This window comes from Dorea sp. AF36-15AT, from assembly GCF_003477705.1.
GTDB classification, from domain to species: Bacteria; Bacillota; Clostridia; order Lachnospirales; family Lachnospiraceae; genus Claveliimonas; species Claveliimonas ammoniilytica.
On record NZ_QUDV01000003.1, the window covers coordinates 216,717 to 234,323 of the forward strand.

Sequence of the window (17,607 nt, forward strand, 5' to 3'; positions counted from 1 at the left end):
ATAAGCAGAATAGCAAAACAGGAGGATTCGGATGGAACAGCTAAAAAAAGCAGTCAGAAAAAGTGTAACAGGGCGGAAGATATCGGATCAGTTCTATGTGGACGGTGATGTAAATGTGCCGGATGACAAAGGTGACGTGGGACGAATCGTGTACAGTCAGGGGATGCTCCGGGTGGAAGATATGAAACAGTCCGGCAGTTATGTGCGGGTGTCCGGGCGCATTCAATACCAGATCCTTTATCTTGCCGGTGGGGATGATGGTAGCATCAGTGTGCTCCAGGGAAAACTCCCATTTGAGGAAATGGTGTATGCAGAGGAAGAAGTGCTCGGAATGCTGTGGATGAAAGAGAGCAGTGCAGAATTAACAGTAACGATCGTACACGCAAGAAAACTCAGGCTTCGTGCTATGGCAGAACTTGAGATTATTTCCCAGGGAGAGGAAGAACAGTATCTGACGCTGGATGTAGAAGAAGAGGAAGGGTTGTGCAGACGCTGGGAGAATGTAGAAATCCTGACGCTTCATAAGAGCTGCCGTGAATCATTCCGGATTAAAGAAAAGTGTGCTCTTCCAAAACAATCGGATCCTGTGGGGAAGGTGCTGTTTACCGATATTACACAGAAACGGACTGAGATTCGACTGATATCCGATGCATTGCAGATGCGTGGAGAACTGTCAATCTTTGTACTGTATGAATCGACGGAGGGAAAGCTTGGCTGGACAGAACAGGCGGTGCCTTATGAAGGAAAAATCGACTGTTATGGTGCGGATGAGACAATGTATTATCAGGCAGAACCAAAAATCGTGGATGCGATGGCGGATGTGAAACTGGATGAGGATGGAGAACTGCGGATCTTTGAAATAGAAGCAGTCATGGAAGTATGTGCGGTTGTGTATGGCGAGGAACAGGCGAATGTGTTGGAAGATATGTATTCGTTAAAAGAGCAGGTCACACTGGAAAAAGAAGAGATAGAACTGTCAGAGCTTGTGATGCAGAAAGCATGTGAGTATTCAATGACAGAGCAGATCCAGGTTCCGGAGCTTGATGACCAGGTGCTGCAGATCTGTCATACATCCGGAAAAGTCAGAATCGAGCACACGGAGATCGTGGCAGATGGGATTATGTGCGAAGGGATTTTGCAGATCGGTTTCCTGTACATTCGGGCAGATGATGCAGAGCCATTTGAAATCTGGCAGGGTATGGTGCCATTTACCTATGTGGCAGAATGCAGAAGTGCAGAGGCGGGAATGGAATATGAGCTCCAGAGCACTTGCGGACAGCCGGTGGTCAGTCTGCTGGGAAATGGTGAGGCTGAGATCAAAGCCGTGCTGGAGTTTCAGATTTTTTTGAAACGCAGAGAAATGGTGTCGAACATCTGTGAGATCCACACAGAACCGTTGGATAAAAAAGCACTTTCGGAGGCGCCGGGGATTGTTGGTTATGTAATGAAAAATGGGGATAAATTGTGGGATCTTGCCAGAAAATATCATACGACGGAGAAGCGTATCCGAGAGGTAAATGAAATTGGCGAGGGAGAGCCGAAAACAGGCGAAAAAATATTGATTTTCAAGGAAAATCTGGGTATACTGTAGGAAGGAATTTTGTATACAAGATACAAGGAGAATACAATGGATAAATTAGAGTTGAAAGCACTGGGAAAGCTAAATCTCGGTCTGGATATTCTGGGACAGATGGAGAATGGATATCACGAGGTGCGGATGGTGATGCAGACCGTGTATCTCTATGATCGGGTGCTCTTGGAAAAGACGGAGGGGGATGAGATTCAGATTCGGAGTAATCTGGCTTATCTTCCGAATAATGAAAATAACATTGCATATAAGGCAGCAGCAATTTTAAAGGAAGAATTTCATATCAAAGGAGGTATCCGCATTACGCTGGAGAAGCATATTCCGGTGGCAGCAGGTATGGCCGGCGGAAGTGCTGATGCGGCAGCGGTGCTCTTTGGTATGAATCGGATGTATCACTTACGCCTGTCGGAAGAAGCGTTAAAGGAGCGGGGCGTGAAGCTGGGAGCTGATGTGCCATACTGCATTATGCGTGGAAGCGTACTGGCAGAGGGGATCGGAGAAGTGCTGACACCACTTCCGCCATGCCCGAGATGCTATATCCTGATTGCAAAGCCACCGCTGTCTGCGTCCACAGAAAAAGTATATGCCAGGTATGATGCGCTGGAGCATGTCGATCATCCGGATCTCGAACGTGTGATCCGCGGACTGGAGCAGAGCGATATCAGAGAAGTGGCAGCAGGTATGGGTAATGTACTGGAGCAGGTTATGATACCGGAGTATCCGGTGATCGGAGAGATTAAGGAAATGATGCTGGAGACGGGAGCACTCGGAGCTATGATGAGCGGCAGTGGTCCGACGGTATTTGGCATTTATAAGACAAGAGGTGCAGCTAAGGAAGGTGCCCGCAAGATAAAGAGCAGAGGTCTGGCAAGACAGGTGTATGTGACCAATGTTCACAATGTAAGGAGGAAGCCATGAAAGAACCCAATTTTGAAGTGACTATGAACGAATATCTGCCACTTCGCGACGTAGTGTTTAATACACTGCGGCAGGCGATTTTAAGAGGCGAACTGAAGCCCGGCGAGAGGCTGATGGAGATCCAGCTTGCGAATAAGCTTGGAGTCAGCCGGACACCGATCCGGGAGGCAATCCGTAAGCTTGAGCTGGAAGGTCTGGTGCTGATGATCCCGAGAAGGGGAGCTGAGGTGGCAGAGATTACAGAACAGAATCTGCGGGATGTGCTGGAAGTGAGAGAGGCACTGGAAGAACTGTCTGTGAAGCTTGCATGTGAACATGCTACACAGGCGCAGATTGAGGAGATGAAACAGGCGGCACAGGTATTTAAAGAGAGTCTGAGCGGAGATGATGTAACAAGAATTGCAGAGGCAGATGTGGCATTTCATGATGCGATTAATATGGCGACAGATAATCAGAAACTGATCCAGATTCTGAATAATCTGCGGGAGCAGATGTACCGTTACCGGGTAGAATATCTGAAGAATAACGAAGTGTACGAGCAGCTCCTTGAAGAGCATGAGTTCCTGATCCAGGCAGTAATAAAACATGACAAGGCACAGGCAAAGGACATTATTTGCAGGCACATTGATAATCAGGAAAAGGCGATTGCAGAATTTATCCGCAATAAAAAGAGCGGGCGCGATTAAAGACGGAACAATATGTATATACTCCTGACAGAAGGGAGTGTGTACATAATGGAACACTATTATAACAATTATAGAAAACAACAGAAAGAGCGAGAAAGAATCATGCAGAGAGGTTGTCTGATCTTTGCAGTTTTCATGGCTATGATGCTGACTGCATGGCTTGTGTGGCAGCGCGGTATGCTGGTGGAAGCGAGGACAGAAGCCGCCACAGAAAGCCTGGCGGGACAGGTTCTGAGACTTCATGTACTGGCAGACAGCGACAGTCTGCGAGACCAGCAGATCAAGATGCAGGTAAAGGAAGAAGTTGTGGCATGGCTGCATGAGAACCGGCCGGAGGATGCAGACAGGAAAGAAATGGAAGTATTTATCAGGGAGCATCTTACGGAGATTAAGAAGCTGGCACAGGAGACAGTACGACGGGCAGGAAGTTCAGATACGGTTACGGCAGAGCTTACGAGAGATGAATTCCCGGAGAAAACCTACGGAATACTTACATTTCCGGAAGGTGAATACGAAGCACTGCGCATACGGATTGGTAGCGGGGAAGGTCACAACTGGTGGTGTTGCCTGTATCCGGGGCTCTGCTTTACGGATGCGGTGCATGTGGAAGCGGATAAGAAGGACATGCAGGAACTCAGGATACTGGTTGATGAGGATGCCTATGAGATGGTAACCTGTACATCCGACTTTCGGATCAAATGGTTCTTTTTCGGAGGATACGAAGGAGACAGATAACGTGTATTATACATTTGACAGCAGGATCAGATACAGCGAGATCGATCATCACCGGACGATCACACTGCCGGGAATTATCAATTATTTTCAGGATTGCAGTACCTTTCAGTCAGAAGACATCGGTTATGGAGTAGAACGTTTTCAGACAGAAGGAAAGGCATGGGTACTGTCTTACTGGCAGGTCGTAGTCGAGCGTTACCCAAAGATCGGAGAACGGGTAAAGGTGAGCACATGGGCCACCAGTTTCAAAGGAATTCTGGCAGAGCGTAATTTCCAGATGGTGGATGAGTCTGGTCAGGCTGTGGCCTATGCCAATTCGGTATGGACATTTATGGATATGCAGAAAGGTCGCCCGGTTAAGCCGGGACAGGATGAGATTGATGCATATGGGATGGAAGCGCCGCTTGAGATGCATTATGAGCCACGCAAGATTCGTCTGCCGGAAAAGATGACAGACGGAGAGACATTCAAAGTGCGCAAGTATCACATTGATACGAATGAACATGTGAATAACTGTCAGTATGTACAGATGGCGCTGGAAGCTGTAGAGAAAGAACTGAACGTTCATCAGGTTCGTGTGGAGTATAAGCACTCAGCAGTGTATAATGACAGTATCCTGCCGAGGGTGGCAGAAGAAGATAACCGTACAGTAGTAGAACTGTGTGATCCGGAAGGACACATCTATGCCGTAGTAGAATTTACAGGAGAATAAAGAATGACGATAGAACAGAATCTTGGAAAACGAGTTACCTTAATGGTAGTAAAAAAAGTAGAATTTGGTGTATATCTGGGAACCGATGATGATAAGGTGTTGCTTCCGGGCAAACAGGTGCCGGAAGGCATCGAGATCGGTGATCCGATAGAAGTATTTATCTATAAGGATTCACAGGACAGACTGATCGCGACGACAGCAGAGCCGAAGATCACATTAGGTGAAGTGAAAGCACTTACGGTAGCAGATACCGGACGCATCGGTGCGTTCTTAGACTGGGGACTGGAGAAGGACCTGCTGCTCCCATTCCGCGAGCAGACGGCAAAGCTGAAAAAGGGAGAGGAGTGTCTGGTCGGACTCTATGTGGACAAGTCCGGCAGACTCTGTGCAACTATGAAGGTATATGAGATGCTGCGCAAGGACTCTCCTTATAAGAAAGATGACAAGGTGCAGGGCATCATTTACGAACATAGTGATAATTTCGGATGGTTTGTAGCAGTAGATGACCAGTATTGCGCACTGATCCCGAAGCGTGAAGCTTATGGTAAATTCCATGTGGGTGAGCGTGTAGAAGCGAGAGTGGCAGGTGTGAAGGCAGATGGTAAGCTGGATCTCAGTGTCCGTGAGAAAGCATTTATCCAGATGGATGTTGATGCGGAGAAGATCCTGAAGGATATGAACAGCCGTGGAGGTGGATATCCATTTACGGATAAGGCGGATGCGGAGACGATCAAGCGTGAGACCGGACTCAGCAGAAATGCGTTTAAGCGCGCAGTAGGAAGACTGCTGAAGGCAGGTAAGATCGAGATTACACCGGATGGCATCCGGGCAAAATAAGGCACAAGCCGACACAGAAGAAAGCAGGAAAATGGAATGGCATTTGCACATTTACATGTCCATACAGAGTACAGTCTGCTGGACGGTTCCAATAAAATTAAAGAATGTGTAGCACGAGTAAAAGAACTTGGCATGAACAGTGTGGCGATCACAGACCATGGGGTGATGTATGGAGTGATTGATTTCTACCGTGCGGCGAAGGCAGCAGGGATTCATCCGGTTCTTGGAAGCGAGGTCTATGTGGCACCGGGCTCCAGATTCAGCAAAGAGCCGGGACAGGGCAATGAAGATCGCTATTATCACCTGGTGCTGCTGGCAGAGAATGACACAGGCTATCACAATCTGATGAAAATCGTGTCCCGGGGATTTACCGAGGGCTATTATTACAAGCCAAGAGTAGACCTGGAGGTGCTGGAAGAGTTTCACGAGGGCATTATTGCGCTGAGTGCGTGTCTGGCAGGAGAAGTGCAGAGATACGTGGCGCGCGGACTCTACGAAGAGGGTAAAGAAGCAGCACTGAGATACGAGCACATTTTCGGAAAGGGGAATTTCTTTCTGGAGCTTCAGGATCATGGAATTGCGGAGCAGCAACTGGTGAATCAGGGTTTGCTGCGCATGAGCAGGGAGACAGGGATTCCGCTGGTTGCAACGAATGACGTGCATTATACGTATGCGGATGATGTGAAGCCGCACGACATTCTGCTGTGTCTGCAGACCGGTAAGAAACTGGCAGACGAAGACCGTATGCGTTACGAGGGCGGACAGTATTACATTAAGTCCGAAGAAGAGATGAAGGCGCTGTTTCCATATGCGCTGGAAGCACTCGAAAATACTCAGAAGATCGCAGACCGTTGTCAGGTGGAGATTGAATTCGGTGTGACAAAGCTTCCGAAATATGACGTGCCGGACGGCTGGACATCCTGGGAGTACCTGAATAAGCTCTGCCATGAAGGACTGGCGGAGCGCTATCAGCCGGTGTCAGAAGAACTGACGACAAGGCTGGATTATGAATTATCGGTTATTAAGACCATGGGATATGTGGATTATTTCCTGATCGTGTGGGATTTTATCAAATATGCAAAGGATCATGGCATCATGGTAGGACCGGGGCGTGGCTCCGCTGCCGGAAGTCTTGTCTCTTACTGTCTGGGGATCACGACCATCGATCCGATCCGGTATCAGTTGCTCTTTGAGCGGTTCCTGAATCCGGAGCGTGTATCCATGCCTGATATTGACGTGGACTTTGAACCAGAGGGCAGACAGGCAATGATCGAGTATGTCAGCCGCAAATACGGTGCCGACTGTGTGGTGCAGATCGTAACCTTTGGTACGCTGGCAGCACGTGGCGTGATCCGTGATGTGGGACGTGTGATGGATCTTCCATATGCGTTCGTGGACAGTATTGCGAAAATGGTGCCACAGGAGTTAAATATCACACTGGATAAGGCACTTGCGGCCAATGGGGAGTTCCGCAAGCTGTATCAGGAAGACGAGCAGGTCCAGGAACTTGTGGATATGTCCAAACGTCTGGAAGGTCTTCCGAGACATACGTCCATGCATGCGGCGGGCGTCGTGATCAGTCAGAAGTCGGTGGATGAATACGTGCCGTTGTCTTTGGGATCAGACGGTGCAGTGGTAACGCAGTTTACCATGACGACACTGGAGGAACTGGGACTTCTGAAAATGGACTTTCTGGGACTCCGCAACCTGACGGTGATCCGTGATGCAGTGGAGATGATCGGGAAGGATACAGGAAAGGCACTGGATCTGAACCAGATCGATTATGATGATAAAAAGGTACTGGATTATATCGGAACAGGTAAGACAGACGGTATCTTCCAGCTTGAAAGTGCGGGCATGAAGAGTTTCATGAAGGAACTGAAGCCTTACAGCCTGGAGGATATTATCGCGGGTATCGCGTTGTATCGTCCGGGACCGATGGACTTTATCCCGCAGTATATTAAAGGTAAGAATAACAGAGATGATATCATCTACGATTGCCCGCAGCTGGAACCGATCCTGGAACCGACTTACGGATGTATCGTCTACCAGGAACAGGTTATGCAGATCGTGCGTGATCTGGCGGGCTATACACTGGGACGAAGCGATCTGCTGCGCCGTGCTATGTCCAAGAAAAAGGGCGAGGTTATGCAGCGGGAGCGTCAGAACTTTGTATACGGCAATGAGGAAGAAGGCGTACCGGGCTGCATTAAGAATGGTATCGATGAAGCAACAGCGAATAAAATCTATGATGAGATGATCGACTTTGCAAAGTACGCATTTAACAAGTCACATGCAGCGGCGTATGCAGTGGTATCTTATCAGACTGCATATCTGAAATACTACTATCCGGTAGAATTTATGGCAGCACTGCTGACTTCAGTCATTGATAATTCCGGTAAGGTGGCTGAGTATATCTACAGCTGCCGCCAGATGGGCATCCAGATCCTGCCGCCGGATATTAATAAAAGTGTGGGAACATTTTCGGTAGAGAACGGCAATATCCGTTTTGGTCTGACTGCAATTAAGAGCGTGGGACGACCGGTGATCCAGGCAATCATTGAAGAGCGGAAAGAGCGCGGTGAGTTTAAGCACCTGAAGGACTTTATCGAGCGCATGGGTGGCAGGGAAGTCAATAAGCGTACGATTGAGAACTTTATCAAGGCGGGCGTATTTGACAGCCTGGGTGGCACCCGTAAGCAGTTCATGATGATCTACATTCAGATCATGGATCAGGTCAATCAGGAGCGGAAATATTCCATGACCGGGCAGATGTCACTGTTTGATCTGGTGGATGATGAGCAGAAGAAAGAATTCGAGATTCCGCTTCCGAAAGTGGGAGAGTACGAGAAAGAGAATAAGCTTGCGTTCGAGAAAGAAGTACTTGGAGTTTATCTGACCGGACATCCGTTAGAGGATTACGAAGAGAAGTGGAAAAAGAGCATTTCCAGAACAACGCTGGACTTCCAGATTGATGACGAGACCGGAAGGTCAAGGGTTCGTGACGGAGCGAAGGAAATCGTTGGTGGTATGATTACCAATAAGACGATCAAATATACAAGGAATAACAAGACCATGGCGTTCCTGACCATCGAAGATCTGATGGGAACGGTAGAAGTTGTGGTATTTCCGAGAGACTATGAGCGCAATCAGAATTATCTGAACGAGGACAGCAAGGTCTTTGTAAAAGGTCGTGTGTCAGAAGAAGATGATGCGCCGAGCAAATTGATCTGCGAGACGATCATTCCGTTTGAACAGACAAAGAGAGAGTTGTGGATCCAGTACGGAGACAAGTTGGAATATGGGGAAGATGAACCACATCTCTTTGATATGCTTGGAGAGAGTGAGGGCAATGATACAGTGGTTATTTACTGTAAGAAAGAGCGTGCGATCAAGCGGCTTTCGGCAGGACGTAATGTGTGCGCGGAACCGGCACTGATCGTGAAGCTGAAGAACTATTATGGAGAAGACCGGATCAGAGTTGTGGAAAAGTCTATTGAAAGGTAGGGGGTACTGTGAATACAGAAGAATTAAGAAAAGCACCGATCGGAGTCTTTGATTCCGGCGTCGGAGGACTGACGGTAGCGAGGGAGATCATGCGTCAGCTTCCGGATGAGAATATCGTGTATTTTGGAGATACGGCAAGGCTGCCTTATGGAAGTAAGTCAAAGGAGTCGATCATCCGTTTTGCAAAGCAGATCATTCGTTTCCTGCAGACGAAAAAAGTAAAAGCAATCGTCATCGCATGTAATACGGCGACAGCACAGGCATTGGAAGCCGTGCAGAAGGAATGCGATACCCCGATCATTGGCGTGATCGAGCCGGGAGCACGGGCAGCGGTCAAAGAGACGAGAAATAAAAAGATCGGTGTAATCGGAACAGAGGGCACGATCCGCAGTAATATGTACACAAGAATTATTAAGGAAATGGATCCGGAGGCAGAAGTAGTCGGTAAAGCATGTCCGCTATTCGTGCCATTAGTGGAAGAAGGATTTGCCAAGCATCATGTTACTGAAGAAGTAATTGATATTTATCTGCGTGAGATCCGCGATTCGGAAGTGGATACCATGATTCTTGGATGTACCCATTACCCGTTACTGCGTTCTGCAATCATGCGTTATATGGGAGATCGGGTACACATTGTGAATCCGGCGTATGAGACAGCTATGGATCTGAAGAAGATTCTGGAAGAATGCGGTATCAGTCGCGGCGTAAACGAATTTAACAAGTACGAGTTCTATGTCAGTGATGCGGCAGAGAAATTCAAGCAATTTGCCAATTCCGTATTACCATATGATGTGGGAACGATCCGGCAGATTAATATCGAGGACTATTAGAGAAAGTATCAGGTGAACAGGTATGAAAAAGGATGTACTGATCAGTATTACAGGTCTGCACTATGGAGACTGGAATGCCGATGGAGAAGAAGCAGAACCGATCGAAGTCATCACTCCGGCTACGTATTATCTGAAGAATGGCAAACATTATGTGATTTATGATGAGATCGTAGAGGGGATGCCGGGGTCTATCCGTAATACGGTAAAGATTACCGGTGACAGCATGTTTGAGGTTACAAAAAACGGTCGCAGCGGAAGCAGGATGGTATTCGAGAAGGACAAGATGAATATGACGAATTACCAGACACCATACGGTGAGGTGCTGGTAGGTATCCATACGAGAGATATTCAGGTTCATGTGGAAGAAGAGAACATAGATGTCGAGATTTCCTATGGACTGGATGTAAATGAAGAAGCGGTATCGGAATGTCAGTTAAAGGTGAATATCCGAAGTGTGGGATAGAAAGAAGGTGAAGCTATGTTTTGTACGAAATGTGGGGAGCAGATTCCGGATGACGGAAAGTTCTGCCCCAAATGCGGTACATCGGTGGTGGAGGATGAGATTCCGGTGACACCACCATCAGGAAAAGAAAAGAAGCCATCGGATGTGAAGCATCCCCCGAAGAAGAAAAAGAAAAAATGGCCATGGATTGTGTTAATTATTCTGATTTTATTTATCATTGCTGTTGTGGCGATTGTAGTGGTGAAAAAACAGTCCGATAAGAAAGAGTACGAAGGTAAGCTTGTTAAGGCTGAAAAAAGCATGAAGGATCTTGATTATTCCAAGGCAAAAAAGGAATATCTGGATGCGATCAAGCTGAAACCGGAGAAGAGTAAGCCGTATCTGGGACTTGCTGATCTGTATATTATACAGGATAAGCCGGAAGAGGCACAGAAGGTACTGGAAAAAGCGGTCAAATATGTGGAGAAAAGTGAGATTAAGGCGGTAGAGACCCGTTACCAGATCTATACATATCCGGAAAAGACGTTGAAGAAAGAGGAAGGCAGCTGCGATGCTTCGGATGATCTTACCTGTGAGTATAAGAAGAATGCAGCTGGTGTGATCTGGGTAGAATCACTGCATGATCTGAAGGGTGTACTGAACTGGTATATAGCAGACTATGATAATGACGGCGAGGAAGAACTGCTGGTATTAACGCTGGATAATGCAAAGGAGTTCTCTCAGGACTATGATGACAGCATTGTGCGCAATGAAGTTGACCTGCAGATGTACGAGATGGAAGATGGGGAACTGAAGCTTCAGGCAACCTATGAAGGACTTATTCCGGTGCTTGGGTATGGAGACAAGGAGGATGATGGCATTTTCCTGAAGAAGAGTAACGACACGATCTATATCTGTGGCAGTTGTGTCAATGATGTCTATATGTATGCAAATGGAACGCTGATCAAGTCGTTTGTACTTACCTATACAGATGGAGCGTTCCAGGTACAGGCCGGACAGGAGAATCCGATTGCAGGCTCAGAGTGGTCCGGTGAAGCGGATGTGGCAAATCAGATGGCAGATCTGTTGGAACAGATCGGACTTCCTAAGGATGCAGACTGGATACGAAGCGATAATATGCCGGTGTTTCGCTTTATGGATCAGGCAGACCATACATTACTCCGTATTCACGGAGAAAATGAAGGTGGAGATCCTTATGCATATTTTGACACCGGAGATGTGTCAGCTCTTGGCAAGGTAAAGCTGGAGATTAAATACGGTGATATGCAGCCACAGTACATATCTGATGACACGTTAGAGGATGATTCATCTACAGCGCAGACACCGTCACAGAACAGTGCGCCGGATTACTATACGTTGTATGGCGGACTGCTGGATGAGGTGAATGCCGCATATGGAGAATACAATTATTATTATATCTATGATATTGACAATGACGGTGTAAAAGAACTTCTGCTGCAGGAAGGAACCTGTGAGGCAGATTATCAGTATTATATCTATACAATCGAGAACGGAGCTGCCGTGTATCTGGATACGATACCAGGTGGACACACCATGTTCTATGAAGATGCGAAAGGAGGAAGTGGCAATTCCATTCTGCAGCTTCAGGGTCATATGGGATATGAGATGATCAGCCGTATCACATTAAATAATGGTAAGGTATCTACGGAACTGTTATCTGAGAGAGAACTGGGCGAAAATGATGAGTATTTCGACAATGGTTTTCCGCTTCCGGGATCCAGTGTGACGGATAAGTCATATCTGAATTAAAATATAAAAGAGAAGGTTCGCAAAAACCTTCTCTTTTTAAATGTCATTATGAAATTATTTGTTACGAAGTCTTGCGAAGAAGCCTTTTTTCTTCTGTGGCGTCTCAAGTGAACCACGGATACCTCTTACGCCTGTGATATAGATACCGCTTACAGTAGCTTTGACTTCCTTCTTAACCGGGATCAGATCATAGATCTGTGTGTCGCACATCATGGTCATGATTCTCGGACCGATCTTAGCCTTAACAACCGGCACCTTGGAACGTCTCAGGTACTTTGGTGTGTTGTCAACGATGATCTGTGGGAAACCGGCATCTTTCAGCTTCATCTTCTTCTTATCAATGACCAGAAGACTGACCTGCTGTGCTGCTGCGGCTAACTGCTCCTGTTGTGCTTCTTGCTTTTTCTGCATACGATTGCCGAAGTAGTACAGAAGACCCAATGCAACGAGAACGATTGCTAATATGATTAATAAAATGATTGTACCTTTACTCACGGGAACCCTCCTAAATATGTATTCTGATCTGTGGTGAAACAGAATATACCTGTCTCGACTGAATCAATACATATTCTAACATCGTTTTTCTCTTAACGCAAGCAATTTACATGATTAGGGGGTTACTTTTATAAAAGAACCATTGTATAATGAAGCATTATCAGAGGAATAAGTTCTGAGAGTGCAGAGGTGAAGATATGATAGAGCTTTTGATGGATGGAATCCACCTGTCATTCTGGTGGATTATGGATCATCTGCTGATTATTAATATTATACTGTCTATATTGATTATTTTCTTCCAGAGGCGCAATCCGACGACTGTATGGACGTGGCTTCTGGTGCTTTATTTTATTCCGGGTCTCGGATTTATCCTGTACCTGGTGTTGGGACAGAATTTTCATAAAGATCGAATGTTTCGAATGAAGGAGATTGAAGGTCAGGTTAAATATGCCGTCCGCAAGCAGGGAGAATCCATCTATCGGCGGGAACTCAGGTTCAGAGATCCCGAGCTTGACAGGTACAGGCAGTTGATGCTATACAACTTGAATGCCTGTGAGGCGGTGCTTACAGATAATAATGACATTCGTATTTACACAGATGGTAAGGAGAAGTTCAAAGCACTTCTCTGGGAAATGGAACACGCCAGAAGTTATATTCATCTGCAATATTATATTATCAAGAGGGATGAATTGTGGAAGCAGATTGAGGAAGTGCTGATCCGTAAGGCGAGACAGGGCGTAGAGGTACGTGTGCTGTTTGACAGTATGGGGTGTCGCACCATGCATAATAAGGACTGGGAACGGCTGGAAGCAGAAGGCATCCATGTGGCAGAGTTCTTTCCGGCAGTACTTGGTAAATTGCAGCTCCGTGTAAATTATCGTAATCATCGTAAAATTGCAGTGATTGATGGGCGGATTGGTTTTGTTGGAGGATTCAATATCGGCAGGGAATATCTGGGCAGAGATCCGAAATTCGGTTATTGGAGAGATACACATATCTGCCTGGAAGGCTCCGCAGTACTGTCGCTTGCCATTCGTTTTATTCTGGACTGGAACTATGCGGCATCAGAGAACCTTTTCCTGGATGACCGCCTGTTTGAGACACCGCACTTTGAACGCAACGGCAGGGAGCCGGTGCAGATCATATCCAGTGGACCGGACTCTCACAGCCAGGAGATCCGCGATAATTACCTGCATCTGATCCACCTGGCAAAGAAAAGCATCTGTATTCAGACACCATATTTTATACCGGATACCGATATTCTGGATGCACTTAAGATCGCGGCCAAGTCAGGTGTAGATGTGAGAATCATGATACCATGCAAGCCGGATCATCCATTTGTATACTGGGCAACGTACTCTTATCTTGGGGAGATGATAGAAGCAGGTGCCAAATGCTATACTTATGATAATGGATTCCTGCACGCCAAGTGTCTGTGCGTGGATGGACAGGTGACCTGTATGGGCACTGCGAATATGGATATTCGAAGCTTTGCACTGAACTTTGAGGTTAACGCGGTAATCTATAGTGCCAGAGTGACCAGACAGCTGGAACAGGCATTTCATAATGATATGGAGAAGTCCACGCTGGTTACACGCAAGATGTACCGGAACCGTGGCATGGTGATCCGGATCAAGGAACAGGTATCAAGGCTGCTGTCGCCGGTTTTATAAAGATTCTGTGAAAAAGGTTTTTTTGAAAAGTTAAATGTGATATACTTAAGAGCGTTTGATGAAAGAAAGTACGAGGTGTATTTATGAAAAAGAAATTAGCAATGTTAGTTGCAGGAACGCTTGCAGCATCTATGCTTTTGTCAGGATGTTCCAGCAATGATGCATCCAATGATTACGTAACAGTAGGTGGATATAAAGGTATCGAAGTAGACGACGTGGAAGAGCCGGCTGAAGTGACAGATGATGATGTCAATAATTACATTGAGGCAGTTCGCAATCAGTATGCTACTTCCGAGCAGATCACAGACCGAGGTGTTATCGCCGGAGATACGGTTAATATTGACTTTGTAGGTAAGATGAATGGAGAAGCATTTGACGGAGGAAGTTCTGAAGGATATGATCTTAAGATCGGATCAGGTTCTTTTATCGATGGATTTGAGGATTCTATTATCGGTCACACACCAGGTGAGACATTTGACTGGAATGGCAAGTTCCCGGATGATTACAGCAATAATCCGGATCTGGCAGGAAAGGATGTTACATTTACCATTACAGTTAATTACATTAATGGTGAGACGCAGCTTCCGGAACTGAACGATGAGTTCGTACAGGAAGTATCTGAGAAGTCTAAGACGGTCAAAGAGTATAAGAAAGAGATTAAAAAGCAGCTTACTGAGAGCAGCACGACAGACTATGATACACAGCTTCAGGATGAGGCATGGAATGCAGTACTTGAGAAGGCTGAAGTTAAGAAATATCCGGACGGAGACGTAGAGGATATTGAGAATCAGATCAAAGAGCAGTATCAGAATGCTGCAGATTCCTACGGACTGGCATTTGAAGACTTCCTGGCACAGTATTACAGCATGTCAGAGGATGACTTCAATAAGCAGGTCAAAGATGCAGCCAAAGAGACGGTAAAGCAGAGACTGGTAGCACAGGCAATCGCTGATAAAGAAAAGCTGACACCAAGCAAGAAGGAACTGAACAAAGAGTATAAGAAGCTGGCAGAGCAGTACGGATACGAAGATGTTGATGCATTGAAAGAGATCGCAAGCGAAGATACACTTAAGAATATCGTGATCACCAATAAAGTAAAAGACTTCCTGGCAGAGAATTGTATTCAGGTAAAGAGTGATAAGAAGTCTGATTCATCATCTTCATCAGATTCAAGTTCCAAATAAGAAAATAAGTGCGAATGATACAGGACTGTACACGAAAGTAGTGTGCAGTCCTTTTTATAGCATTTATTTGGAATAAAATAACCCCTAAGCAGACGGGGGACGTTGTCTGCTTAGGGGCAATCCGTGTCCGGAACAGCATCACAGATAATTATTTGATTTCATCAAGGTCAAGATATCCGTGTGCTTCCAGTACATTCAGTACGGCACGTCCGTCCATGGTACCTTCCATAATACGACGGGCACGTACAGAATCTCCTACCTGATAGATGGCTACATCTGTATCATCGAATGCTTCTTTCAGCTCCGGAAGCAGTGGATTGTTTGCTCTCATACCAAGGCAGTTGAATCCAAGGTCAAATGCAAGCTCTGTAATTTCTCCGTTTGGAAGTTTTACAACAAATGAATTTTCCTTTACTTCCTGAAGAGCTGTATTCACATATTCTTTTACGCCATATTTGTCGTGTGTTTCACGCATAGAGCATTTTGTGATAGGATCGGCGAGCATACCAATCTGTGGCAGCATATCAACGATTGTACATTCTGCTCCACGTGGTGCAAAATATTCAATTACGTCAAGACCAACAGATCCACCACCGATTACTACAACTTTCTTTCCGTTGCAGACGTCATCAGGATATTTACCGTCAATTACATTATTGATCATGTCGAAGATGGTACGGACATTTCCCGCTTCCAGGTTTTCTTTCAGACCTTTTATCGGTGGAACAAGCGGAACAGAACCTGTTGCATTTACAATGATGTTTGGTTTGAACTTCTTGATCAGCTCAACATTGGCCTCTGTGTTCAGGAATGTATATAAGTTATCCAGCTTGGATGCACGGTTTTCCAGATATTTCGGAAAATCTTTCATACGTGTCTTGCTAGGCAAGTTGGAAATGAAGGAGGAAAGGCCGCCGATATGATCTTTCTTTTCAAGAAGGAAGACATTACATCCGACTTCAGCGGCTGTACAGGCAGCTTCCATACCTGCTGTACCTGCTCCGATGACTACTACATTACAGTTTTTATTAACTTTCAGTTTTTTATAAATGTCTCCTTCCGGAACGGCCGGGTTTACGGTACAGCGGATCGGACGGTTCACTCCGATACGGTTGCCTGCACATCCGACATTACAAGAGATACACTTACGGAGCATATCTTCTTCACCTGACTGTACTTTCTTTACCCAGTTTGGTTCAGCAATAAGACCACGTCCCATTCCGACGATATCTACATCACCGCTCTCGAGTACTTTTTCTACAATTTTAGGATCACGGTAGTTTCCGGTGTTGATTACAGGTTTGCCGAATTTATCTTTTACAGCTCTTGACATGTAGGAACGCCATCCATCTGGAAGGAAGTTTGAATCAATCTGATACTGAAGTGATGGATTCAATCCGCATGATACATCGTACATATCTACGAACTCATCAAGATATTCAAGATACTCTAATGTATCCTCCAGTGTATTTCCGCCAGGTACTCGTTCTTCGGCAGAAACACGAACGATGATCGGGAACCAAGGTCCGACTTCTTTTCTTACTGCCTCAAGGATCATACGAGGAAAACGAAGACGATTTTCTACAGATCCACCGAACTCATCTGTTCTCTTGTTATAGTATGGAGAAATAAACTGGCTCATCAGGTAAGAATGTCCGCAGTGAATTTCGATTGCATCGAATCCGATTGCCTGAATACGCCTTGCTGCTTCTGCATATTTCTTAACGGTTGTCAAGATTTCTTCTTTTGTCATCGGGCGAGGAATCTCTCCGCCGGCTTTTGTTGGAACATTAGAAGAAGAAACAGTTTCCACTCCGGTTCTTGCTGAAGATGCGGATGCACCTGCATGGTTGATCTGAATTGCAACAGTTGCTCCATCCTTATGAAGACTTTCTACCAGCTGATAATAACGCGGCATATAACTGTCATGATCAATACGGATCTGGCTTGTACCATTTGATCCAACCGGATATTCTACGTTTGCATTTTCTAATATGATAAGACCAACGCCACCCTTTGCACGAAGTGAATAATAATTCATATGACGGTTGCTCATTTCTCCGTTTGCTTCACCATAATTTGTTCCCATTGGTGTCATTGCAATACGGTTGCGAATGGTTGTACGCTTTACGGTCAAGGGTTCAAAAATATTTGGGTATTTTGTTTTCATGAAGTGTATCTCCTTACTTTAAATATATGGTTTATATGG

Annotated in this window: 14 protein-coding genes; 12 read left to right on the forward strand and 2 right to left on the reverse strand. The window is 45.9% G+C overall.

What is annotated here, in order from left to right; all coding sequences use genetic code 11:
- Nucleotides 1-31: 31 nt before the first annotated feature.
- The 10 genes from DWZ93_RS06880 to DWZ93_RS06925 are packed head-to-tail and all read left to right on the forward strand — an operon-like array spanning nt 32 to nt 12,046.
- On the forward strand, nt 32-1,591 hold the full coding sequence (locus DWZ93_RS06880; RefSeq protein WP_118452406.1) for a DUF3794 and LysM peptidoglycan-binding domain-containing protein: 1,560 nt from the start codon (nt 32-34) through the stop codon (nt 1,589-1,591).
- 36 nt (nt 1,592-1,627) lie between these two features.
- Nucleotides 1,628-2,506: a 4-(cytidine 5'-diphospho)-2-C-methyl-D-erythritol kinase gene (gene ispE / locus DWZ93_RS06885; protein ID WP_118382970.1), complete on the forward strand. Its 879-nt coding sequence runs from the start codon at nt 1,628-1,630 to the stop codon at nt 2,504-2,506.
- The gene (locus tag DWZ93_RS06890; RefSeq protein WP_118382971.1) at nt 2,503-3,192 is read left to right on the forward strand and encodes a GntR family transcriptional regulator; all 690 of its coding nucleotides are present in this window, start codon (nt 2,503-2,505) and stop codon (nt 3,190-3,192) included. The genes ispE and DWZ93_RS06890 overlap by 4 nt, the downstream gene beginning before the upstream one ends.
- A gap of 48 nt (nt 3,193-3,240) precedes the next feature.
- A complete protein-coding gene (gene spoIIR, locus DWZ93_RS06895) occupies nt 3,241-3,927 on the forward strand; it encodes a stage II sporulation protein R (RefSeq protein WP_158574293.1) in 687 nt (228 codons plus the stop codon).
- A 1-nt stretch (nt 3,928) separates the two neighbouring features.
- Nucleotides 3,929-4,639, forward strand: a complete 711-nt coding sequence (locus DWZ93_RS06900) for an acyl-[acyl-carrier-protein] thioesterase (protein WP_118452408.1) — start codon at nt 3,929-3,931, stop codon at nt 4,637-4,639.
- A gap of 3 nt (nt 4,640-4,642) precedes the next feature.
- On the forward strand, nt 4,643-5,476 hold the full coding sequence (locus DWZ93_RS06905) for a CvfB family protein (protein WP_118452409.1): 834 nt from the start codon (nt 4,643-4,645) through the stop codon (nt 5,474-5,476).
- Nucleotides 5,477-5,512: 36 nt separating this feature from the next.
- Nucleotides 5,513-8,983, forward strand: coding sequence for a DNA polymerase III subunit alpha (locus DWZ93_RS06910; RefSeq protein ID WP_118452410.1), 3,471 nt, complete (start codon nt 5,513-5,515; stop codon nt 8,981-8,983).
- 8 nt (nt 8,984-8,991) lie between these two features.
- The gene (gene murI / locus DWZ93_RS06915) at nt 8,992-9,813 is read left to right on the forward strand and encodes a glutamate racemase (protein WP_118382976.1); all 822 of its coding nucleotides are present in this window, start codon (nt 8,992-8,994) and stop codon (nt 9,811-9,813) included.
- A 22-nt stretch (nt 9,814-9,835) separates the two neighbouring features.
- The gene (locus DWZ93_RS06920; protein ID WP_118382977.1) at nt 9,836-10,276 is read left to right on the forward strand and encodes a DUF1934 domain-containing protein; all 441 of its coding nucleotides are present in this window, start codon (nt 9,836-9,838) and stop codon (nt 10,274-10,276) included.
- Nucleotides 10,277-10,291: 15 nt separating this feature from the next.
- The gene (locus DWZ93_RS06925) at nt 10,292-12,046 is read left to right on the forward strand and encodes a zinc ribbon domain-containing protein (RefSeq protein ID WP_118452411.1); all 1,755 of its coding nucleotides are present in this window, start codon (nt 10,292-10,294) and stop codon (nt 12,044-12,046) included.
- A 54-nt stretch (nt 12,047-12,100) separates the two neighbouring features.
- Here the strand turns inward: DWZ93_RS06925 and DWZ93_RS06930 are convergent, their stop codons facing one another.
- The gene (locus tag DWZ93_RS06930) at nt 12,101-12,541 is read right to left on the reverse strand and encodes a hypothetical protein (RefSeq protein ID WP_118382979.1); all 441 of its coding nucleotides are present in this window, start codon (nt 12,539-12,541) and stop codon (nt 12,101-12,103) included.
- Nucleotides 12,542-12,738: 197 nt separating this feature from the next.
- On the opposite strand from DWZ93_RS06930, the gene cls reads away from it, so the two are divergent.
- Nucleotides 12,739-14,214 (forward strand): cardiolipin synthase, encoded by a 1,476-nt coding sequence (cls, locus tag DWZ93_RS06935; RefSeq protein WP_118452412.1) that lies wholly within the window; start codon nt 12,739-12,741, stop codon nt 14,212-14,214.
- Between the two features lie 83 nt (nt 14,215-14,297).
- On the forward strand, nt 14,298-15,398 hold the full coding sequence (gene tig / locus DWZ93_RS06940; RefSeq protein WP_118452413.1) for a trigger factor: 1,101 nt from the start codon (nt 14,298-14,300) through the stop codon (nt 15,396-15,398).
- A 148-nt stretch (nt 15,399-15,546) separates the two neighbouring features.
- Here tig and DWZ93_RS06945 read toward each other — a convergent pair whose 3' ends face one another.
- Nucleotides 15,547-17,568: an oxidoreductase gene (locus DWZ93_RS06945; protein WP_118452414.1), complete on the reverse strand. Its 2,022-nt coding sequence runs from the start codon at nt 17,566-17,568 to the stop codon at nt 15,547-15,549.
- Nucleotides 17,569-17,607 lie beyond the last annotated feature (39 nt).